Raw genomic sequence first — 21,559 nt, 5'->3', positions numbered from 1 at the left:
TTTCTCTTGTACTTCTCTTCTATCATACTATAATTCTATATTTGTAAATATATGTATTTTATTCTTTTTTTGCACCAAAACTGACTGGGAAAGTCATTGGAACTAAGGGAGAAAGTAAATGTAAATCATATTTCTGAAATCCAGCCGTTGTTTAACTCTACGTATAATTTAATTATGAAAGGGGATTCAAAAGTACCGGGAAGCCTTGATAACTCTGGATAAAACGCTACATAAACGGATAGCGTTCACGAAGAAACAGCCGTCGAGATAACACTGCCAAAGCGTTCGAAAAACGCCATTGCAGTAATTCAAAATACACTTTCACACATATTTCAGTAACAAAACCAAACTAGATAAAACCATTAAATTACTACCTGAAGACCGTCAAGATAACACAAAGAAAACGTTCATTCAGTGTTTATTTAACCGGAATTAATTTATTTTTATATAGTTCATACTGCAATTTTGTGTACAAATACGAAAAAAAATATGTACACAATTAGCATATCAGATTCTTTTATACCTTATGAGATCCTGATTTATCCCTAAATAACTTTCCAATTTAAATATAATATTTTTCTTTATAATTTCTTTTAAAGCGGCCATCAACCGCTTTTTTTGTATATTTAGCCTGGACAAACAAATTATGTCGGGATTCTCAAAAGTAATTGAAGGTGAACCATTATTTATTAAAATCTAAAATTGCAAAACTAAATACAGGAATTGATCCGCCATCTATGGAAACGTTCTCTAGAGCTTACAAAATTAATTTCAAGAAGCGCATATGACAAATCTGACACACGGCTTATTACACCCATCTGGAATATCTAATAAGATTCTCAATAATGTACAGTCACAAAAGTTAATTAAGTTTTTATAAGCTATTACATTTAAATATTGAATTCATCATTTGAAGATTTATTTATCATAAGGATATTTTCTGTAGAAACACCTATATAAAATAAATATCAAAAAGATATTTATTTTATATAGAGAGGAATCAAAAATACCTTTTCATCAATTTTAAATATAAAATTAATTTATTAAAGATATCAAAAAGATATATTTTAAATATTTATTCTTTCCCCGAAATCAAATATATATCCAAAAGATATTTTTTAGATATATATTTGATTTCTATAATTGAAATCCACATGTTTTTCGTGTTATAATATATCTAATAGATATTAAAAGGAAATAAAATAAAAAATAGAGGTGATTTACAATGACAGATTTAAAAGTAACTAATCTTCATTTAAATATTGAAGGAGATATTGGTAACGATTCATTTAAAGGGTATATTAATGGACAATATATAAAAATGAAGAATGTATATCAAAGTGTTTACTCCATGCCAAATGTTACGGAAACGAATACTCAAAAGAATGTAATTAATTTAATAGATAACATGTTCGTAAATATTGCTAGTAAATCAATTAGAAGATCCGGAATGTATTTTATTGGTAATCGCGCAATGATGACTGGAAAAAACCCTAAAAACATGAATATTAAAGTGGGCCAGAAGTATAATGATGATTTACCACTGATTAATATGCTAGGTCTTCTTGCAAATAAATCTGTACAACTTGAGTGGGAGCAAACTGAAGAACTACCTCAATCCATTAACGTTACAGTAGATCTCATTTCAGCAATTCCAGCAAGCCAATGGACACCTGCGAATGCAAGGCATTTAGAAAACCGCTTCACTAGCTCAAATCATGTTGTAATTGTTTATGTCGGTGAAGAACAAGTAACAGTTACCTTAACATTTAACAGTGCAAACATTACTCAAGAAGGTGTTCCTCCTTTATACGCAATCCTTGAAGGCGAAGAAGATATGTTTAGTGATTTTATTAAACTATATAAAGACAAACTTGAGGTAGAAACAATAAAAGGATCATTCTTTAAGAACAAAAAGATCTTACATAGTGACATTGGAGATGGAACAACTGAGTATATATACACAGTTGGCGTAAATCCAGTAATTGATGCTTGTAGTGGCGAAAGACGTGGAGTTGGGCATGCTACAGAAGAAGCTGTAAAACTATTGAATCAGGAACGTGGAACAAATATTAAACGTCAACAATTCTCGCAAATCCTTCAAGATGTAGACCATAAATACCATGAAGAATCCACTGGGTATTTTAACATTACAAAAGTGGAACAAGCTGAACTTATTTTAGAAGATACTGATGAGAAATATGTAAATAATACAGCAAGTGAAGCTGAAATTTTATGCGTATACGGCGGCGGAAGTGTTACTTTTAAAGACGAACTATACGATCAGTTACTAGAGTACTGTAATCGAGTTGGAATGTACTTACTGTGGATTCCAGAACAATATGCTGTAGATATGAATGCTAGAGGAATGCAAGTTATCAAGAAAATTCTTACTCGAAAAAAGGTGAGATAATATGTCTGACAAGAAAAGAGAGTCCTTCTTTTGGAATCTCAAAAAAATTGAGAACGAAGAATTCTTTAAATGGTTTGAATCTCAAGGAAATATAGCAGATTCATTATATAAACTTGTCTGTTACTTTATTGATAAACATGGCTTACAAGATGTTGGTGATTATAAGATTCAACAACAAATGCAAAGAGAAATTTTACTTCAAGATAAAGATTTTTTAAATGAAGTTAAACGGGTCATATTGAATGATTCAAATCTTATTCTCAAAAAAGAAGACCAAAACACCCATAATGAGATAAAATCTCCTAATGAGGAAATTGAGACCTCTGAAGAGAAATCCGATAATGAAGACGTAAAAAAAGAAGACGTTTCTACATCTGAAACAAAAGCTTTAAACGATGAATATGAAGATCTTGATACAGCAAGTTTATTTGGTAATTAGTGCTGTCAAAATATCAAAAAGAGTCCTGGATATTAGGACTCTTTTTTTTTAGCTTTTTCTTCAATTAAAGCTCCCTTAGTTGAACAAGAAAGTTTATTGTGTAAGTGTATTTTTTTCAAAAGTTTTAGCCTTACTATCTAAGTTTCTCACTATTTGGGTTGGGTAGATTGAGACCACGCTGCTCCATGACCTCATAGTCGGTAATGAGCCCGTCGGTACCATCGTCTATAAGCCTATGCATGGTGGGTGCATCGTTCACCGACCACGGGATAACTTTCATGCCGTATTTATGTGTTTCTGGTATCATTTGTTCCGTCACGTAGGGCTCGTAGTTCTCTTCTGTGATTGTGCCGTCCTGTGGGAAACCGTGCAAGGGGAGATAACGTCCACGCTGAATGAGTTGGCCACTGCTACAAGGTCTCCCTCAAAGTCTTCGATGTAAATTCCGCCCAACCACGGAGATGCCTCCGGTTGTCCAGGCTGCAAGAACTTCGGACCATTTGTCAGTGCGACGATGTGCAAGCGCGGCTCGACCTCGCGCATTCGCATGAGAGCGTCCCAGTTGAAGCTTTTTTCTGATATGGTTGGCATCAAAGCTTTGAATCACTACGTTATCAATCATCCCCAGCTTGCTCAATTTCCTGCATCACTTGCTTCTCGATGCCGCCCGCCTTAAGCTCGACAAGCAGAACCACATCTTTCCCCTTAAAATCATTCAAAAACTCTTCAAAGATAGGTACCTTTTCACACCTTGGAATTCGAGACTGAATTTGATACCGGCATCCAATGTGCGAATCTGTTCAAGCGTTAAATCCTTTACATAGCTCGTGCCGTTCGTTGTCCGATCCACATTATAGTCATGCATAATGACCAACTTTCCGTCCTTCGTCATCTGCACGTCCGTCTCAATCATATCCGCACCTAATTCATAAGCTTTTCGATAGGAAGTCATCGTATTTTCAGGCGCAAGGGAAGGTACGCCACGACCGGGTGTAGCTTTAAAATAAAGTTTGATTAAAAATATCGTGTTAAACCGTATTCTATGGTAAATAAAAAGAAACCATTTTGAAAAAGATTAATCAAAATGGTTTCTTATCCAACAGGTTTATGTTTCGGTTTTATAAAAAAGTTTGATCATTTTCCGCCTGTGTTACTTCACAATCGCGCCCGATTGTTTAATCTAATAAACGATACTTTTGTGCCCCAAAATTCGTCTTATCTTACATTCTATGTCTTATCTTTCTTTTCTGTATTTGATGTTTCATCTGTATTTTCTTGAGTTGTCGCAGAATCTTTTTTTATTTTAATTTCAATTGAAACTTTGTTTGTTATAGGATCTTTTGTAATCTCTACATGTTTTTCCCCCATACCTCTATCCTCTAAATCATCCAGTAGATTTTTAACTGAATCATACGGACCTTTATAGTTTAATAATCTTATTAATTTTTCTTCTTTCGAAATGGAATCAATGGTTCTATTAATAATTCTACTCTCTAAAAAACTTATGACAATCAACATAAGTAAAGTAGTTGAACCTAAAAAAGCAGCTATGACTGCAAACCATTTAGAAACATATATTAAATAAATAATCAATAATAAACATAATGTAGACGACACTATAGACACAATATCTTTCCAGTAGATCGCGACCAGTATAGAGAATAATAAAACGATTATAGGAGCTAATAAATAAAAGAAAAAGTTATCTTTGTAATCCAGACCTATGACTGCTGCAATATAACCTAATATAATTAGGAATATGCCAGCCATCCCATAACTTAATTCTCTAATACTTGTCCTTAAATCGTTGTATTTTGATTTTGGGCTTTCTACATGCTCTTCATTTTTAAAATTCGGACTCCACAATAAATTATTTCTTATCCCTCTTCTTGCGTTTTCAAAAATGTCTAAACTTGCTAGCAAAGCTGTAATAAGGGTCAATATAGCTCCTGTTAGCTGTAAAATATTTGGTATCATTGAAACAGACATTTTTGATAAAGTTGCTGATAATTGATTGAAATTCTCCCATAGTTCGTACATCTTATCTCCCCTTAAATGTACTATTCGTTTCTTAACAATTATATTTCTTGAATATTTTCTTTTACATTTATGATGTTATGACGTTAGAGTACATTTTTTTACAATCTCACGCCAATATTAACATAAATAACCAGTATTGTTTAGAAGTCTTGTTCCATTAAATGGCCCTTTAACGGAACAATTCTATGTCACTCAATAATTCCTTAATCCACCTTTTATTCAGATGTTCTTTTTCCTTTAGTCATAAAAACACTCCTTCAGACAAAAATATCCAAAAGGATAAAGCTTCGCGACCTTCTTCAAAACATCGCATCGCTTTCATGAATGTCACGCACGAAAGCGGGCATGACTGTATAGCTGCATTCCTGAATGAAAAAACAGGGTTTTGGGTTTTGTTGCAACTAATCTCTAAATCTTATACATACTGATACTATCATTTTGAAACAGTTGGTGCTTTAGCAGTAGCTTCTTGAGGATCTAACCGAATTGATGTTTTTACAAGGCAAATTGACAACTAACTGAAGCATAATTGGTTTACCTAATCGTGACTAGTAGATTAGCCTCTCTAGACATTGAGTTCATTTGAATATTTAACAATATATATTAATATTAGAACCTCAACGAATTATTCTAATCCTGGTTATCTTATAAATAATACTCAAAAATCTATACTTTAAATTAAGCTTCAACTACTTCATTTATGTTTCCAAAATAAAATTGTTATCTCTTTAATAAAATCTAATATAAATATATATCTTATATATATTAAAAATATAAAGATTAAACTTATATAGGATCAAAAAATATGGATAAAGTACTACTGTAACAAGGACTTTTACTATACTATACTGTAAAAAATCATAAATAGCAGGATTTAGAAATGAAAAACAAGGCATTATGGTGATACATTACCTACAAATAATCAGAAACTAAAACACATATTTCTACATAAAAAATGAAACAAATTGATTCAGTCTAAAACATATTTATTCAATAGCTAGATTTCTACTCTATCCCCTATATTTCCACAATTTGATGTTATTCATCCCCAATGTATTCACAGCAATAGCTACATACTCCACATAATTCAGTTATTCCACATTACTCACATAAAACTTGATGAATTTAAGTAGATGAGACCATAGAATCCTTATATTACAACAATATTGGGATTATTTTATTCACACTGGACTAGATCTATATACATATCCACTAAATATAAATTTTTCTTTCTGATTTTTTGTAGAAAAAAGACTCTCTTTGAGCATCTGTCTGGAAGGAGGAAAGGAATGTTCTGTGGAAACAGAAGGATTAGAATAAATTTCTTGTATAAGAGTGCATAAAAAAAGACTCTATTTTCAATAGAGTCTAGTAAAATTTCATATTAGTGGAGTCAACTAGAAGGTCTTTAATTTATAGGGTCAGCACGAATAGCCCTCTACTTCTGATTTTTTCAAAAATAGAGAGCTGCATGTAGTTAATTTGCTTCCATTATTTCTAGTACCTGTTCAGCTGTTGATACCTGGATACCAGAGCGTATTAACCGTTCAAAGGTGCGCGTAAATGTAAGCAGATTAAAACTGTCCGGTACTTCAATGACACGAAGCTTTTCTTTCGGTAATGTATCAATCTTTTCAATGAACCATTCACGAACATCACTAGGAATAGAACGTTCTTTATGACCTCTTGTTTTGAGAAGTTCACGCATTTCAATTTCTAAAGCAACATAAGCATGTAAATTGGTACCTTGTTCATAGGCGTACTTTCTAAATAGTGTTTCTTCTTGATACTTTAGATAATTACGGTGATAGGATTCTTCCGTAACTGGTACTGCGAACTTTTGTTTAAGGAGTTCGTGAGTCTTTCTGAACAAGCTCTTGATACTTCGAAGTGAATACATCGAGAAGTGTAATCCAAAATCGAATACGGCTTGTTCTTTTTGTTCTTTCGGAACATGTTGTGTAATAAGAGGATAAATTCCTTCTTTAGCTGCCGTATCAAGAATTTGATATTGTGATGTTTGATTTAATAATTTTTTAAGCGTGTAAACAAGTTTAGTTGGGTATTCTTCATTGCGATCTACCATGTCACGTAAGCCACGAACTACGCTACGAATTTGTCGATGGCATGTATATTTCAGTATATGAATGAATTTATTCATGTCTCGCGCAAACTCACCAATGTTCATCTCTTGTAAGACCGACTCGATAAAACGAGCTTTACGAGCATAAGTAACTTTTGGTACAAATGGATCACGATATTGTACTTCTCCTGCTTCTTTGGTACATAAGAAGTCGTTATGCAAGGATACATATAATGTTGTGTATCTTTTTTTGTTCTTAACCCCTTTTTCTAGTTTGCAAATTTTGAAAAGGGGAGTACCTGTGCATGATAATGCCGTTGTGATTTCCGTCATGACTGCGCGAATTTGATGCGGATATTTCTTATGTAAAAAGCGATACATCCCGCCAAAGTGAGTTTTGTTTCCTCTTTCATCTTGTTTATCTAAGGAACGTTTAAGTGTAGTCTCTGAATGTTGTTGCATCGCAATGTCCAGGAATAGTTTCTTAGCTGCAACTGACATTTCAAAGAATTCCTTTGTAAATACAACTGGACTAATGTAGACATAAGGGTTTGCTTTTTCTGTCTCTGGATTCATAAAGTCAGTTAACTTAATCGTATATCGACCATCTAATTCATTTTCAATAGAGATAATGTTATGTAAGCTCAATTTCTTTAAAGCTATATAGAATTGAGAATGTTGTATGTATGCTAATTCTTCTTTATATTGCTTATAATCTTCCCAAAGCATATGTACAGTTACATTTGGGATGACACCATTTGTATAGCACTTCTTATGTAAGTATAGGAATACTTCAAGATCTGCGTTTGTAATACCATACAATTTATGTTTTCTTCCCATTACTTGTGTAACAGTAGAAATGGTTCGGCGTGAAAAAGATGGTTTCGCTTGTGTCACAAAGCCGTCTACATCCGCAATACGTTCCTCATATGTCATATGATCGAGAATATCCCCAAGATATGTATCTTTAAAGCTATAGTATTTCCCTTCAAAAGCTTCAACAAGTTTTTGCCAAGATTTTAATGTGACTAAAACAGCATTGGTAGATTGTCCATTTAAGCTACGTTGATTGCGAATAATAAATGACTTTCCCATCTCTTTCACCTCCTACATATAAATTCAGAAATATATGTCAAAATACTATAAAATATACCAGTTTTTATTATAACAAATCGAAAATTGATGAAAGGTGCTCCTTTAAGGGGAATTTTTAAAAGATGAAACACTCGATAAAACCAGTTGTGACAAGGGTTTCAAGATTTTTGTAAAAAAACTTTTTGTCAAGGATATGGCAAAAAGTGTTTCACATTTTAATCGTGTAAAGGTATTAGTGAAACAACAGTAAAAGTATTGATATATAAGGGGTTTATGAGATATTTAGAGATTTTTAGGTCAAGGATATGGCAAAAGTGTTTCATGTTTATTTATACGTAGTTTATTATGATAAAATCCGTCAAATGTAGATGAATGGAGGCTTACTAAGAATATAGTAAGAAATTTAGGTCAAGGATATGGCAAAAGAAATTTTGTTATTCAAAATTTAAAAGGTCAAGGATATGGCAAAAGTGTTTCATATTTTACATGGTGGCGGAGAAATGCAAAAATAGGATAAAATCCTTGGTACATAAGGAAATATTGGTGTTTTTTATGTATTTTATGGTCAAGGATATGGCAAAAACGCTTCATAATGCTTTATGTTTTCTATTTGTATAATGTGCTTTAAACCGTTGATATATATAGGTTTAGGACATATTAAAAAATTTTTTCCGAGTATGTACGTGAGAAGAGAAAAATTAGCTAATGTTTCATGTTTTGTTTTTTAGGTCAAGGATATGGTAAGGATGTTTCAAGTTATTCGTTTCAAATGGATATGAAACATTTGAAATCGTATATGGTACAAGGGTTACTAATGTAAAGAGCGGTATAGTCTACAATATAAAGAAGTGTTAAGGGGAAAATAGCGTTTCATATTTATTGAATAGGTTCACTATAGGGGAAAAGTGTTTCATATGTTCATTCTTTAGATCAATTGCTGATGTATTGGGGAGTAATGTATAATAAATGTTATTTCGTTTATAAAACCAAAGATAAAAGTGTTTCATTACTTTTGTAAATATAAATGTGCCCGAAAAATAACAAGTTTTCTATATATTTAGGGGACTACGTTGTGATGTATATGTAAGTAAAGTATAGAAAGGAAGGAGTGACCAAATGGAAAAGTTAACACAAATGTTCACAGATGCTTTATTAATATCTGAGCCACTGTACGGGACTAATAAAGTAATTTGGGATAAATGGACTTCTTTTAGTGCAGACGTAGAAAAAGATAATAGTAAGGTTGTAACTTCTCAATATGTTTCCCCCTCCTTGTCAGCTTTAGTATCATGGCTTAGTAAAAAGAATGATGAAGGAATCAATTCGCTACAAGTTGCTATTAAGTTGAACCAGTATAAGGACGAAATTCATTCGGTACTTGAAAGATATTTAGAAGAAGAGTTTCAAAATATTATTAATGATAAATCAAATGTTGAACCAGTATCCATTTTAGAAAAAAATGAAGATGAAACAGACGATAAAGATTATTTTGAAGTCAATAATTCAGCTGTTTATTTCAAATTACGTGATGGGATTTCAAAAAATCATTTTGAAGATACTTCAAATACGGGGATAAAATCATATCCACTTGAAACGAAGGATAGTAATGCAGTAGCTCAACTTTCTTCTCATCGAGATGAAGATTTAAAGCTTACCAAAGCAAATGAAGCATCCCGGTGGAATACTTTAGTTAATGATGTAATGAGTAATATGGATGATTTGACGGCAGATGTATTAGACTCAATCACTATACAATGGTTAGCACAAGCCAAGTCACCAGATGAATTTATCGAATTTTCCTATGAGCAAGTATTGGACATGTGTAATGTCCCAAAAAAGAAAGTAAGTAAAGGGGAATATTATAGACCCGAAGATAAAATTAAGGTTGCTCAGCGAATTGCTGCTTTAGCGAGTATTTTCATATACTTAAATGATGAAAATGAAGTAGTGGTTTTAAATGATGAAAATGAGCACGATGAGCAATATAAAGTAAGAAGAGAAGTAATCAAAAGATTGTTTGTATTAGATTCTGTTGTACTATGGAGACACAGTACAACGAATGAATATATGGGAATCGAATCTTGTCGTATCAAACCTGGGAGTTTTTTAGCTAGTTATTTATATGGCTCAAGTAATACGACAGCCTTATTATCAAAAAAGGCACTAGAGTATAACAGTTACCGACATAAATACCATAAACGTTTAATTCGCTATTTAACATGGCAATGGAGAATACGTCAGATATATTCAACTTTAAAGCGGCCTTATTCCATTGGAGGGGATAACGGATTATTAGCTGTTATGGCAGTCCCACTAAAATGGAAACCGAGTCGAATTCGAGAGCATCTAGAGAATATTCTCACTGATTTGGAACGGGAAAACGTAATTTCTAAGTGGGAGTATACAAGTGAATTAGATGAGAAACGTTTAAATAAGAAGAATTGGTTTAAGGATTATTGGGTGAATTTGAATATTACTATTTTTCCACCAGAAGAATTAATTAAATCTATGTACAATTTGCCGAAGAAAAAAACTTTAGAAAGCAATGATGAAACAGCTTTAGAATATGTTGAAAAAAACGAAGATGTTTATGATATGCCACAAGTGAAAAGGAGTCAAGAGACTTACATATTTGATGAAGAAGTAGTTCGAGAAAAAATACTAAAACGGCATAATATTGACAACATTAGTATACGTGAACTAGCAAAAGAAATTAAAATTTCGGCTCCTACATTATCCAGATTTTGTAACAAGCAAACAAAGCGCCTATCGGCTAATGCAGTTGAAAAAATGTCCAAGTGGTATGAGAGACAAGTAATAATAGAAAAAATGTAACCTATTTTTAGATATAAAAATAGGTTACATTTTTTTCTGTATGAGATAATAAAGTTGTTTAATTTCTACGCTATAAACACGCTTAGCACCGTCTGAACAATCAAACGATGTTTAAAATAATTGTTTAATTTTATTTATCCTTCTCTAATTTAAAAAAAATCAGCAATAATAAAGTCGTTTAAAACTCAATTTTTATGGAACAAAGGTATCTATTAGTTGACGAGTGTAACAAACATTACTTTTCGAAAAGCGGTCTCCAGTTTGGATCACGTTCATTTTTATTAGTTAGGTTTCGATTAACATGCCTCATTAAAAAGGCTTTTTGATATTGTCTCAAAGACTCCTCATTCGCCCCGCCTTCATAATCAGGATCATCAAATTGAACGTTATCATCTTCCCAGAAACAGATACTGCAAATGTCAAATGTACCTGGTGGTTTCTCTTCTAAGGTTTTATAACCACAACATGGACATGTATATTTCATATAATCCCCCTAAAAACCCCCTAAAAACCCTACTTTTATTTAATCATATCACATCTTATTAAACTACCCTTCTCTAAAAAGCATTTAAAATGAAACAACTTTATTAACTTTTTGGTTGGTCTTTTTTTATGTACAAATTCGAAAAGAAATCTCTTCATCATATCTATTTAACATGCCTAGAATTTTATATGGATGGTGAGACAATATGTAGCTTTGAAATAAAGTTTGATCAAAAATACCTCGCAATCCCACGTTTTACGATAAATAAAAAGAATCCATTTTGAAAAAAGATTGATTAAAATGGATTCTTCTCCAGTAGATTTAAGTTTGGTTTTTATAAAAAAATTTGATCATTTCTACCTATGTTGTTCAACAATCGCGCTCGATTGTTGAACAACATAGTATTTATTTTTTATGTATTTCCTTAAATTTTTTACCATCAAGCATAGGCCGTTCATCATCCTTCGCTTTTAAATTTCTACTAATATCCCCTATTATTAGGGAAAAAGCCAATGCCCCATGCTAAGAAATCATGATATTTGCCATTGTTCATATCGCATATGATCAAAAATTTTTATATATAACATAAAAATAAAAAAAAGATACAAAATAATATAGACCTACATATTTTTATTATTTTTTAGATAAAAGGAGAAACAAATGGGCTTCTTTATTACTGATTTTACTGATAAGATTAAACGTTGGCCAGATGGATATATTCCTTATACTATTAGTAATACTGATTTTCCAGTAGGATCCAATAACCGAAAAATTATTGAGAATGCAATTTCCCACTGGAACGACATGTCGAATGTAAGTTTAGTACCTCTTAATGGTGAAAGTGATTATTGTGTTTTTCAATTAGCACCACTGTCCGGAGTTTCATGCCAATCTAGTGTGGGTAGGATTGGAGGGTAGCAGTCAATTAGTTGTGCATTAGGTGGTAGTTTCGTAATAGGAAATGTAATTTATGAAATTGGACATGCATTCGGGCTGCTTCACGAGCACCAAAGTCCTGATCGAAACGACTTCGTGATAGTTGACCATCTGTAATTAATGATAAAGATTATAAAATTCGGGATGATGGAACAATCTATGGCCCATATGATTGTTGCTCAATTATGCATTATCCTGTGACCTCCGGAAAAATTTTAGAAAAGGATACTATGTGTGAAGGAATGGGGCAACGCTTGCATTTAAGTGAAGGAGATCTAGAAACCATTAAATTTATGTATTCTAAATCACGACCGTGTAACCTACCAGAGTTAATTAATGGTAATCATAGTGGTTATCTTGTCCAAAGTATTTTTGGCACTAAAGGAAACTTTGAATTGGTAGTTCCACAAGGAAATAAATTAAAACATTATTATAGGGATAATGACCAACCTAACTACCCTTGGAGCCTTACTGCTTCTCAACCCAAATCTGGTGGAGTGGGGTTCGTGCAAAGCAATCCGACAAGCGTAACGCTTATTCAAAGCAACTTTAAAGGGGACGGCTATACCGGTAATCTCGAGATGATTGTTCGGATGACACCAGTATTGGACCCTGAAGGAAATGGTGACTGGCTAGCCCACTACTTTTTAGATAGCAAAACATGAAAGTGGGAGGGGTCTTTTTTCTTGGTTGCAAATGGGAATCCAATCACAGGTGTGACAGGTAACTGACATAATATAAACAATAGTAATATAGAACAGATAAAAAATAGGATTCTCCTTACTTGGGCTTAAAATTTATAATAATAAAAGAATGAAACCATTTTAGATTTCATCCTTTATTTTATAATTCCACTGTACAAATGACGGAATCCGGAGAAACCATTTATGATTTTTGCAAAGTCTTTTACCCATTACGACCCACTGACGGCGTGACGATTCAACAATTAATTCAAAATACGATTTTTCAATATGCACGAGGTTTTTTTCCAACAGACCCAATACGTCTTATGGCCGTTATCGCTCGAAACCTCTCTAGCACCTTTGTGGATGTGGCAATACAACGTTATGCGGCATCAGGTAATGATACTCCACCAGTTTCGTTAGCTGATGCTACGGTTCCGCCAAACAGCGAAGTGGCATTGTCTGCCCCTGATGCGAATCAACTCGTCGCATCTGCTTCTGCACCAAGTCGGGTACGGTTTTTATTACATTGTTTTATCCTGGTGATCCTATTTTTCCAACTAATCCAATATAAACAGCAAATAATTTTCCGGAAGAAGGCACTTCATTTTAAGTGCCTTCTATATATGCAATTCTTCTTCAACTATCCTGACCGTTAGCTTAAGTACATTTCTTCACAATCTTCATGATACAATTAAAAATGTTATTCCACAATCTGGTCCTTTAGTGGAGTAACTTTATTGCTACTCAACAGTTCCTTAATCCGCCTTTTAGTTCAGATCTTCTTTTCACTATAAAAACACCCCTTTAGATAACAGATCCAAAGGGGCAAAACATTGCAACTTTTTTATAAACGTCGCGACTTTATTCAAAACATCGCGTCTTTTTTATAAACACCGTGACTTTATTTAAAAGCGACAACATAAGAAAGTAAGTGTTTTCGATAATACAGATATCTAATAATAATCATTCAATATTTTAAGTTAAGATCAAGTAATATGTGGAATTGCAAATCAATTTGTACATGTTATAATATAAGAACAAACAGAAGAATTTTTCATTTCACAATGAATATAATAAAAAAGAGAGCAACATGCGCTAACATGTGCTCATCTTTAGATAACTGCTACCGCCAGGTGGTGGCTATCAACGATTATCTTTTACGAAAACCACCCTTTTTCTTTCGCTTTGGTCGGCTGGAAGAAAGGGTGGCTTTTCGTTTATCTAAAAATTTCTTTTTGAATATATGAGCTGTCACTTCACGAAGCACAGCTTTTATGATTTCTTTTAGAAACTCCAGAAAAACTTCCATGGCATATTCACCCCCCTTCTTTTCCAAATGGAAAAAAGGAGGATAGCCTTTCCACCCTAACCTCACAGTTACCTTTTCATATTATAGCACAGTTTCTAATTGATGAATCTCCCACCACTTAGCATAGCTTGAAGTGGGGGTTTCTTCTCTTCAAACATAGTTGAATTTCCTTGAGACACCGTTAGGTGTTTCGTTCCTCAAAGGATGGATTTTCATCTATCTTCATAAGAAATAACATCTTTCAATGGGTGGATTCACACCTTCTACTACTTCCAACTTACGCTGGTCGTAGATACGTTGGAATATATTCCACTTTCCAAGGTTCAAATGAACCCATTAACGATTCACTCAAAATATTCTTTGCGCCATGAATATCTCGATGTGACATATATCCACAGTGACAACGATAATTTCGAGTGGATACCTTCTTTTTTCGTTTGCAAACAGGACATGTTTGACTACTATATGCTTCGCTCACAAAAGATACTTGTATTCCTTTTGCTTGTGCTTTGTATTGGATATACTGTTTCAGTTTCCCGAAACTCCAGTTCGATAACTTTTGATTGGTGGTTTTGCGTTTCTTTCTCTTTGTATGACGTTGCACCCCTTCGGGATTTCCGACATATACATCGGAAATACGCTGTTCGACACACCAATCCAGAAAGGCTTTGGTTGTTTTGTGTAAAGCATCTCGCAACTGATGTTCACTTTTCGATAAAATATAACGCTTTGCTTGTTGGTATTTCCTCCATTTACGTGAACCTTTCTTACAGTGACTTTGTAATTTCTGTAACTCTTTGAGTTTTTTGTTACGAAGACGATGAATGCTTCGCATCTTACGACCTGATACCAGAATGCTATTGCCATTTTCACAAAACGAAGCAATGGTATGAATCTCTCCCATATCCACAGCACAAGAATTGGCTTTTGAATAGGATAATTCCTCTTGACCATCTTCATAGGAGACCGAAAGGTATAATCCATTGTCATAGCATAGCTCAATTTCTTTGATGTCACCTTTAGGTAAATGTTTTGCATACACCACTAAAGGCGGTACACGCTTTCCATTATACGTTCCTAAAGATAGAGTAATTTTGCCATTCTCTGAAATAGAAAAAGCTTTATCAACCCATTTCGTATTGAAATGTTTCTTTTGTTTGTAAGGATACTTAGCAGTTTTTACGCCTTTTTTGATAGCTTTATGCGTACTATTTCTGGAAAAGAGGTACTTATGACAAACTGCTTGTATACTTTGACTGTGTAAACGATATTTCCCTTTGAGAAGTTGTTGCAATTGTGACTTTCCAATCCATTTGTTATGTTTCAGGTAATAGTTTTTTGCTTCAATAAGACAAACATTCCAAATCTCAGCAGAGATACGGTTGCACTCAAACAGTTGTTGAATGGTCTTAGGAGAAGCAGAAAAGAATACCTTTTGTCCACGATACATAGTGAGAATTCACCTCCTTGTTTATAGATATATAACTATTATAGTTAGGTAGAAAAGAAATAAAAACAGCGAGAATTCCCCCACCTATAGAGGAAGGGGAATTCTCGCTAATCATGTTAAAGATTATTGTCGAACTTTATCCTGGGTTTTTGTTATATCTTTGTTAGTGTATTCTAACTAACTGTAATCAGTGTTCTATCTTTTTTTTCTTCGATTCATTTTTATACATTCATAAATTTTATCCATCACAAATCCCTCATGTTCGTTCCAAATCTTTTCAGCTTCATCTAATGTAACTAAGCCAATTAACTCTTCAATAGCTGTATCCTTGACTAAAAATGTAGCTACAGCACCTGTAGATGTTGAATATTTTCTAATTACGTTATCTATAATGTTATTAATCTGTAGTAAAGCATTACTATGTAGTTCTTCTTTTGTTTGAATACCTGGATTTAATCTTTCCTTATCCTTCAGTTCTTTTAATCGTGAATTGAGCATAAATTCTACATAACCTATTGGTGAATCTATATCTGATCGAAAGCGTATATCATCAATTATCTCTAATACAAGATCTTCATGCTCTTTCCATTTTTTGAATACTTTCGGAAATATTTTTTCTTTACAGCGTTCTTCAAAACGTTTGATTTTTTGTTCAAATGTATTTAGCTGTTGAAATTGATCTAACTTCCTTTCAAAAGTAATTAAATCTGAATCTTTCCTTTTTTGACTACGTATTATAAATCTAATCTTTTGCACTTTTCTACCCGATTTAATCTCTTCAAACTCAAAAGAAATGTCTGTTTTTTGATTCAATTCTTTTTGGGAAGGTTTCAATACACGTTGCTTAAAATTTGCATAGTTAGGGTATACATCCATTGCATCTAAATAGTATCTTAGATTTTCAAGACTAATTGTACGTTCTTTTAAATCTTCGTATTGTTTTAATAGTTCATAAATACGTATTGCATATGTACTTTTTAGCTTAACAACATTAGCTAATCTATAACTTGTAAACTTGCTACTTAGTTCTAATAAAAAGGGTTTTAATAAAGGATCAAAGCGCATATCAATTGTTCCTTTATTTCTATTATAAATTGCTGAAGAGAGCCAAGATACTTGTATGAGCTCTTCGCCTACTCGAATTTCAATCACTTTTGATAATAATTCTTTTGTGATTTTACTTAGCTCGGTATATTTAGTAGATCCACTTAAACCCAGTAAATCGTGAAATTGTTTAATTGGGAATGTATATGTTTTAAAATCCCGATCACTCGGTTCAATATTACTAGCCAAGCAAAGTAACATCTTTTGCTCAACCAAATTCAAACGTGAATTTGCTTCAATTAAAGTATTTGATTTAGAAACAATATTGTTATCTTTAATCTGCAAATCTTGATTTGGAGACATACCTACATACGTCCTTTCTTTCCTGCCTACCTCTATTGCTATACTAACTATAACAAATATCTCACCTTTGTTATAGTTAATTTTACCAAAGTGCCCTATAAGGAATCTAAGATATATAGTATAGAACCAAATTTGTTATCTTTGGAACCACTTTTGTTATGGTAAGAACCAAATTTGTTATCTTTAAAACCATTTTTGTTATAATTAAGCAACCAAATTTGTTATTTTTGGAACCACTTTTGTTATAGTAAAACCAAATTTGTTATCTTTAAAATCAAATTTGTTATCTTTAAAACCATTTTTGTTATAGTTAAGCAACCAAATTTGTTATCTTTAAAACCATTTTTGTTATAGTAAAAACCAGATTTGTTATCTTTAAAACCATTTTTGTTATAGTTAAACGCCACAATCGCTTATGTATCAACATATTTCGTACGCCTAAAACATATAAACATATAAAACATATAAAACAATTATTATATAAAACAAGCAAAACATAAAACATTAAGGTGATTGGATATAAATATATCATGTTATTACTTTTAAAGAAGGTTGTACATTTTCTAAAAAAAAGATCGATTAGTTCGATCTTTTTACGAGTTTTGTTGCACTTTTCTTTTTGAACAATAAGGACACCTACTACCACGTATACGGTCATAAACTTTGGTTTTCCACTCATGTCCCTATGTACACTTCCACCATACTATTTCCACGCTTTTCTTTAAGACCTTCTCTTCCTTCCTTTTGGTATGTATGAATCCATCTAAAAAGAATGGTTCGTTCAATCCCTAATTCGTCGGCAACTGCTCTATATCCACTACCTATTTCCCCATAAAATATCCCCTACATAGTTAGACAGTACAGAGCTTTCTTTTTCCCGTCGACTATAAGGGGATAATATCATTCTAAAAAAAGCGCTTGGCTGCTTGTTTATCTCTTGATTCACTTAGATAAAAATCAATGGTATTCCCTTTAGAATTAACTGCGCGGTATAAATACATCCATTGACCTTTTACTTTCACATATGTTTCATCGACTCTCCAGGAATCATTTGTTGTCTTAAGATGACGTCGTACTCTATCGTCTAATTCAGGTTCATATTGATGCACCCAACGCATAATGGTGGTATGAGCAATAAACAAGCCTCGTTCCTCCATCATTTCCACCAAATCACGAAAACTGAGATTGTATCGTAGGTACAATCTTACTGTTAATAAGATAAAATCGGGCTGATAGTGCTTCCATTTGAATATATTTTCCTTTTCCATACCAATCATGCACCTTCCTTAGATTAGTAGTATCAGTATGTCCAAGATTTGTAGACTTATTGCAATTGCCCTCAAGTTTTTGCACCAGAACCATATATCCCATTTAATTCTAAAGGCAATTAATCATTTCTCTTTAATGGGTTGAATCTCTAATACATGTATTTTTTAAAATAAATAATACTAGTTATAAATTTTAACGAAATTATCCGAAAGAATTCTCCTTCCTCAAGCGTGTGAAGGGCTGTAGCCCAACGGTAGGTGGGAGATGAATTTCGGTTTGGCGTTAGCCAAAAACTTTTGATAAACTAGACATATGAAGTTCTTTGATAACTTGATATATAAGGTTGCAGGAAGAAAACAAAGTGCGAAAACCAAGCCATTCGGTTCCTGCGTAAAATATCAACCGTAAAAAAGAACGTCCAAGCGTTGGACATCTAGGGGTGGAATAACCCGAAGTAACGCTCAGGGAGACGAAAGGTTGCTTTCGTCGTGGAACTGAGAAGCTCCCACTTCAAAATTCGTTAGAATTTAAGTGGCGGGTAGTTCACATTATAGTGTATCTTTATGAAATATATTAGTAGAGTCTAGCTCTGAAGTGTACGGAACTGTTATTGTTTCCATTAGGATCAAAGACTTTGACAGTGTAAGTTCCTTTTGTAACTTGTAGGCCCCTTACTTCAGCGTATTGTCCTTGTGACGTAGCTCGCTTTATTAAATAACCATTTTTGTAAACTTCAAAAGTCATACCATTACTTGATGAATATTTATCCATCCAAAAGTTTACATAGGAATATGTTCCACCACCTATTGGTTCTACATTAAAATTATATATATCACCGGCCATTGCTCCTCCAAATCCTGCAGTATCTGTATCAAATTCTCTGTTGTTTGAATTTAAATTTGCATAAACTGTGAAACTACCTAAGGCAAAAGAATTATGTTTAATATCTGATGTGTTAGAAATATTTACTGAATTTAATGTAGGTGAATTGCTTTCCTCTGCACTAGCTGCAGTTGTTCCTATTAATCCTAACCCGCTTAATCCAATTACTCCTGCTAAAGCAACTCCTGCAAATTTTTTAACTTTTTTCATTTTCAAATCTCCTTTTTAAGTTTTTTTCGGTTTACAACCCCAATGTACATCTATACACATAAAATGTAAATATATAACTATTTTAGAAATAAATTCCTAAACATTAGGAATGTTTAGTTAAGAATCATTACTTTTTAATAACGATATATTGATATCTTTATATCTTAAATAGACATATAGAAAAGCACCATGATTGCAAGCTATATTGCCCTCGCTATCCCAATAAGTAGCTTCTCACCCTTACTTTCTTTGTATATCTCAAACGACGCCCTATCCCTATCTAGACTACGTTGTCTTGACATTTACATTACACTTACCTCCATCTAAGCAAACCCTTATTTTGTTTCCCAATCTTCCTATCTACTTTGTATGTGTATATCATTTCTCCAAACAAGCTTTAGGAAAAGATTAATCAAAACTCATTTAGAATTTTTTGATAAAAACGTCGCATCTTTTTTCAAAACATCGTGACTTTATTACCACAAACAAACATAATCCCGTTCTAAATTTAGGACGGGATTAAAATATAGTTGTTTAATTTTTAATGTAAGATACTTCACTATACTTAAAAACATACCAATAAAGCCGTTTAAATCTAAATGCTATTCCATTATAAGTGAATAAACAAAACCGTTTACTATAACATATTGTTTTTCTCATACGCATTTAAGGCATTTACACCGTGACCCAAGGCTGCTCCGGCTTTTACTGCAGATGCAACGATAATTGCCTCCAAAATCTCTTCCATAGTTCCCCCATATTCCTTATACTTGTTTACATGAACATCAATACAATAGGGGCAACCAGTCGTATGGGCCACCGCAATCGCAATAAGTTCCTTTGTTTTCGTTGGTATTAATCCAGATACAAACGCTTCCTTCTCAAATGTTAAAAAAGCTTTTGAGGATGCTGGTGCCATTTTTATAAGCTCATTAATTCGTTTTAAATAAGAATTTCGGTAAAGAACATCGTCTCCTTTGTAAAGACCGTTTAGATTTTCCATGGGGATCTTCCTTCCTTAATGAATATTGTCCCCATTATCATATAATCTAAAAGAGAAAGATTTCTGTAACTATATCACAGAAAACGGCTAAATTTTTGTTGTAGAGCCTTTCGTTGGATGTTTACGATTTTTCCGCGATGTAAAGTAAGAAGTCCCTCTTTCTCGAACTTCTTTAGTGTTCGGCTAACAACTTCCCGTGCTGTACCTAACTCAATAGACAACTTCTCGTGGGTTATGATTATCTCGTCGGAATACAGAGAGGTACGTTTAATGAGATAATCTGCAATCCGATCGTCTATCCCTTTAAAAGCAATCTCTTCTACAAGCTGAGTCACAGTTGACATTTTACGAATAAATAATCCGTATATAAATCTGCTTAACGAATCGTATGTATGTATCCAGTTCCGAAAAGTTTCGGCTGGTATGATTAAGGCTTCAACATCACTTTCGACTGCGGCAAAAGCCTCATAATCTAAATCACCCAATATGCTAGCTATCATCATTAAACAAACGCCGCCGCTCTGAACCCGATAGAGGGTTATCTCCCTGCCATTCTCTCCAACCCTATAAATGCGTACACAGCCATCCAAAATAAAAATAGCATGGTGTAAGCGATGCCCCCTTGCAAAAGCTACAGGAGTGGTTGGAACTTGCACTATAGAAATATCAGTTCTATTCCATTCCTTAGCTTCAACAGAGGACAGGCAAGGGAAACGTTTTATAACTTGATTTAGTTTACTGATCATTTGTTCCTCCTAATCTTTATTAAATCCATGTTTAAATAACTTTTTTGGTGCTTAACGGATTAATAAAATAATATCAGAAAGGGTGGATTTCTTTTTTTCTAAATGCTTCTATATCGTAATTTTTCTGGTACAAATTCGAAATATGGTATCACAATCATATGTATCTAGAGAACCTAGAAATCTATATGGATGGTGAGATATATGAGTCAATATCAAATGTTGTATAGTACCCCTTACTTGTATTCTTCAAAAACTTTGCTTCAAATGTTTAA

Annotated in this window: 17 protein-coding genes and 5 pseudogenes; 7 read left to right on the top strand and 15 right to left on the bottom strand. The window is 33.1% G+C overall.

Features of this window, described 5'->3' with window-relative positions; all coding sequences use genetic code 11:
- Positions 1–117: 117 nt before the first annotated feature.
- The 4 genes and pseudogenes from ACFQZ1_RS08700 to ACFQZ1_RS08685 form a co-directional block, all read left to right on the top strand.
- A pseudogene (locus ACFQZ1_RS08700) lies at positions 118–222 on the top strand (LytTR family transcriptional regulator DNA-binding domain-containing protein); the annotation flags it as partial.
- Positions 223–234: 12 nt separating this feature from the next.
- Positions 235–436: pseudogene (locus ACFQZ1_RS08695) on the top strand (MerR family transcriptional regulator); the annotation flags it as partial.
- A gap of 789 nt (positions 437–1,225) precedes the next feature.
- Positions 1,226–2,413: a hypothetical protein gene (locus ACFQZ1_RS08690; protein ID WP_377881737.1), complete on the top strand. Its 1,188-nt coding sequence runs from the start codon at positions 1,226–1,228 to the stop codon at positions 2,411–2,413.
- A gap of 1 nt (position 2,414) precedes the next feature.
- The gene (locus tag ACFQZ1_RS08685; RefSeq protein ID WP_377881735.1) at positions 2,415–2,852 is read left to right on the top strand and encodes a hypothetical protein; all 438 of its coding nucleotides are present in this window, start codon (positions 2,415–2,417) and stop codon (positions 2,850–2,852) included.
- Between the two features lie 133 nt (positions 2,853–2,985).
- Here ACFQZ1_RS08685 and ACFQZ1_RS08680 read toward each other — a convergent pair whose 3' ends face one another.
- From ACFQZ1_RS08680 to ACFQZ1_RS08665, 4 genes are all read right to left on the bottom strand, one after another.
- Entirely contained in the window at positions 2,986–3,171 is a 186-nt protein-coding gene (locus ACFQZ1_RS08680; protein WP_377881734.1) for a glycerophosphodiester phosphodiesterase family protein, read from the bottom strand.
- 396 nt (positions 3,172–3,567) lie between these two features.
- Positions 3,568–3,867, bottom strand: coding sequence for a glycerophosphodiester phosphodiesterase (locus tag ACFQZ1_RS08675; protein WP_377881747.1), 300 nt, complete (start codon positions 3,865–3,867; stop codon positions 3,568–3,570).
- 212 nt (positions 3,868–4,079) lie between these two features.
- A complete protein-coding gene (locus tag ACFQZ1_RS08670) occupies positions 4,080–4,892 on the bottom strand; it encodes a hypothetical protein (RefSeq protein ID WP_377881733.1) in 813 nt (270 codons plus the stop codon).
- Positions 4,893–6,369: 1,477 nt separating this feature from the next.
- Positions 6,370–8,070: a hypothetical protein gene (locus ACFQZ1_RS08665; protein ID WP_377881732.1), complete on the bottom strand. Its 1,701-nt coding sequence runs from the start codon at positions 8,068–8,070 to the stop codon at positions 6,370–6,372.
- A gap of 1,116 nt (positions 8,071–9,186) precedes the next feature.
- Between ACFQZ1_RS08665 and ACFQZ1_RS08660 the strand changes: the two genes are divergently transcribed.
- The gene (locus ACFQZ1_RS08660) at positions 9,187–10,905 is read left to right on the top strand and encodes a helix-turn-helix domain-containing protein (protein WP_377881731.1); all 1,719 of its coding nucleotides are present in this window, start codon (positions 9,187–9,189) and stop codon (positions 10,903–10,905) included.
- A gap of 235 nt (positions 10,906–11,140) precedes the next feature.
- Here the strand turns inward: ACFQZ1_RS08660 and ACFQZ1_RS08655 are convergent, their stop codons facing one another.
- Positions 11,141–11,389 carry a CPCC family cysteine-rich protein gene (locus ACFQZ1_RS08655; RefSeq protein ID WP_377881730.1) on the bottom strand — a complete coding sequence of 83 codons (249 nt, stop codon included), beginning with the start codon at positions 11,387–11,389 and terminating at the stop codon, positions 11,141–11,143.
- Between the two features lie 660 nt (positions 11,390–12,049).
- Between ACFQZ1_RS08655 and ACFQZ1_RS08650 the strand changes: the two are divergent.
- Together ACFQZ1_RS08650 and ACFQZ1_RS08645 are read left to right on the top strand one after the other, a co-directional pair.
- Positions 12,050–12,442: pseudogene (locus ACFQZ1_RS08650) on the top strand (M12 family metallopeptidase).
- Between the two features lie 68 nt (positions 12,443–12,510).
- Entirely contained in the window at positions 12,511–12,990 is a 480-nt protein-coding gene (locus tag ACFQZ1_RS08645; protein ID WP_377881729.1) for a zinc metalloprotease, read from the top strand.
- A 1,171-nt stretch (positions 12,991–14,161) separates the two neighbouring features.
- Here ACFQZ1_RS08645 and ACFQZ1_RS08640 read toward each other — a convergent pair.
- The 10 genes and pseudogenes from ACFQZ1_RS08640 to ACFQZ1_RS08595 all read right to left on the bottom strand — a co-directional run bounded on the left by ACFQZ1_RS08640 (position 14,162) and on the right by ACFQZ1_RS08595 (position 21,287).
- Complete coding sequence (locus ACFQZ1_RS08640; RefSeq protein ID WP_377881728.1) at positions 14,162–14,320, bottom strand: hypothetical protein; 159 nt, start codon at positions 14,318–14,320, stop codon at positions 14,162–14,164.
- Positions 14,321–14,597: 277 nt separating this feature from the next.
- Positions 14,598–15,770, bottom strand: a complete 1,173-nt coding sequence (locus ACFQZ1_RS08635; RefSeq protein ID WP_377881727.1) for an RNA-guided endonuclease InsQ/TnpB family protein — start codon at positions 15,768–15,770, stop codon at positions 14,598–14,600.
- 195 nt (positions 15,771–15,965) lie between these two features.
- Positions 15,966–17,177 (bottom strand): replication initiation protein, encoded by a 1,212-nt coding sequence (locus tag ACFQZ1_RS08630; protein ID WP_377881726.1) that lies wholly within the window; start codon positions 17,175–17,177, stop codon positions 15,966–15,968.
- 593 nt (positions 17,178–17,770) lie between these two features.
- A pseudogene (locus ACFQZ1_RS08625) lies at positions 17,771–17,854 on the bottom strand (zinc-ribbon domain-containing protein); the annotation flags it as partial.
- Positions 17,853–18,002 carry a helix-turn-helix domain-containing protein gene (locus ACFQZ1_RS08620; RefSeq protein ID WP_377881745.1) on the bottom strand — a complete coding sequence of 50 codons (150 nt, stop codon included), beginning with the start codon at positions 18,000–18,002 and terminating at the stop codon, positions 17,853–17,855. The pseudogene ACFQZ1_RS08625 and the gene ACFQZ1_RS08620, both read right to left, overlap by 2 nt.
- Positions 18,003–18,085: 83 nt before the next feature.
- Positions 18,086–18,445: pseudogene (locus ACFQZ1_RS08615) on the bottom strand (IS6 family transposase); the annotation flags it as partial.
- Between the two features lie 574 nt (positions 18,446–19,019).
- On the bottom strand, positions 19,020–19,493 hold the full coding sequence (locus tag ACFQZ1_RS08610) for a hypothetical protein (protein WP_377881743.1): 474 nt from the start codon (positions 19,491–19,493) through the stop codon (positions 19,020–19,022).
- 245 nt (positions 19,494–19,738) lie between these two features.
- The gene (locus ACFQZ1_RS08605; protein ID WP_377881725.1) at positions 19,739–19,840 is read right to left on the bottom strand and encodes a phage terminase small subunit-related protein; all 102 of its coding nucleotides are present in this window, start codon (positions 19,838–19,840) and stop codon (positions 19,739–19,741) included.
- A 335-nt stretch (positions 19,841–20,175) separates the two neighbouring features.
- Entirely contained in the window at positions 20,176–20,541 is a 366-nt protein-coding gene (locus tag ACFQZ1_RS08600) for a carboxymuconolactone decarboxylase family protein (protein ID WP_377881724.1), read from the bottom strand.
- A gap of 74 nt (positions 20,542–20,615) precedes the next feature.
- Complete coding sequence (locus ACFQZ1_RS08595; RefSeq protein ID WP_377881723.1) at positions 20,616–21,287, bottom strand: Crp/Fnr family transcriptional regulator; 672 nt, start codon at positions 21,285–21,287, stop codon at positions 20,616–20,618.
- Positions 21,288–21,559: the final 272 nt, after the last annotated feature.

Origin of the sequence: Bacillus sp. CGMCC 1.60114 (assembly GCF_042676365.1) — a bacterium.
Lineage (GTDB): Bacteria > Bacillota > Bacilli > Bacillales > Bacillaceae_G > Bacillus_A > Bacillus_A rhizoplanae_A.
Note: the sequence above shows the minus strand (reverse complement) of the source record. Positions and strands in the feature narration are given on the sequence as shown.

Excerpts from the sequence above, each read along its gene's own strand:
- ACFQZ1_RS08690 (WP_377881737.1), top strand. The coding sequence starts at position 1,226 with ATGACAGATTTAAAAGTAACTAATCTTCATTTAAATATTGAAGGAGAT.
- ACFQZ1_RS08685 (WP_377881735.1), top strand. The coding sequence starts at position 2,415 with ATGTCTGACAAGAAAAGAGAGTCCTTCTTTTGGAATCTCAAAAAAATT.
- ACFQZ1_RS08670 (WP_377881733.1), bottom strand. The coding sequence starts at position 4,892 with ATGTACGAACTATGGGAGAATTTCAATCAATTATCAGCAACTTTATCA.
- ACFQZ1_RS08665 (WP_377881732.1), bottom strand. The coding sequence starts at position 8,070 with ATGGGAAAGTCATTTATTATTCGCAATCAACGTAGCTTAAATGGACAA.
- ACFQZ1_RS08660 (WP_377881731.1), top strand. The coding sequence starts at position 9,187 with ATGGAAAAGTTAACACAAATGTTCACAGATGCTTTATTAATATCTGAG.
- ACFQZ1_RS08655 (WP_377881730.1), bottom strand. The coding sequence starts at position 11,389 with ATGAAATATACATGTCCATGTTGTGGTTATAAAACCTTAGAAGAGAAA.
- ACFQZ1_RS08645 (WP_377881729.1), top strand. The coding sequence starts at position 12,511 with ATGCATTATCCTGTGACCTCCGGAAAAATTTTAGAAAAGGATACTATG.
- ACFQZ1_RS08640 (WP_377881728.1), bottom strand. The coding sequence starts at position 14,320 with ATGGAAGTTTTTCTGGAGTTTCTAAAAGAAATCATAAAAGCTGTGCTT.
- ACFQZ1_RS08635 (WP_377881727.1), bottom strand. The coding sequence starts at position 15,770 with ATGTATCGTGGACAAAAGGTATTCTTTTCTGCTTCTCCTAAGACCATT.
- ACFQZ1_RS08630 (WP_377881726.1), bottom strand. The coding sequence starts at position 17,177 with ATGTCTCCAAATCAAGATTTGCAGATTAAAGATAACAATATTGTTTCT.
- ACFQZ1_RS08605 (WP_377881725.1), bottom strand. The coding sequence starts at position 19,840 with ATGTCAAGACAACGTAGTCTAGATAGGGATAGGGCGTCGTTTGAGATA.
- ACFQZ1_RS08600 (WP_377881724.1), bottom strand. The coding sequence starts at position 20,541 with ATGGAAAATCTAAACGGTCTTTACAAAGGAGACGATGTTCTTTACCGA.
- ACFQZ1_RS08595 (WP_377881723.1), bottom strand. The coding sequence starts at position 21,287 with ATGATCAGTAAACTAAATCAAGTTATAAAACGTTTCCCTTGCCTGTCC.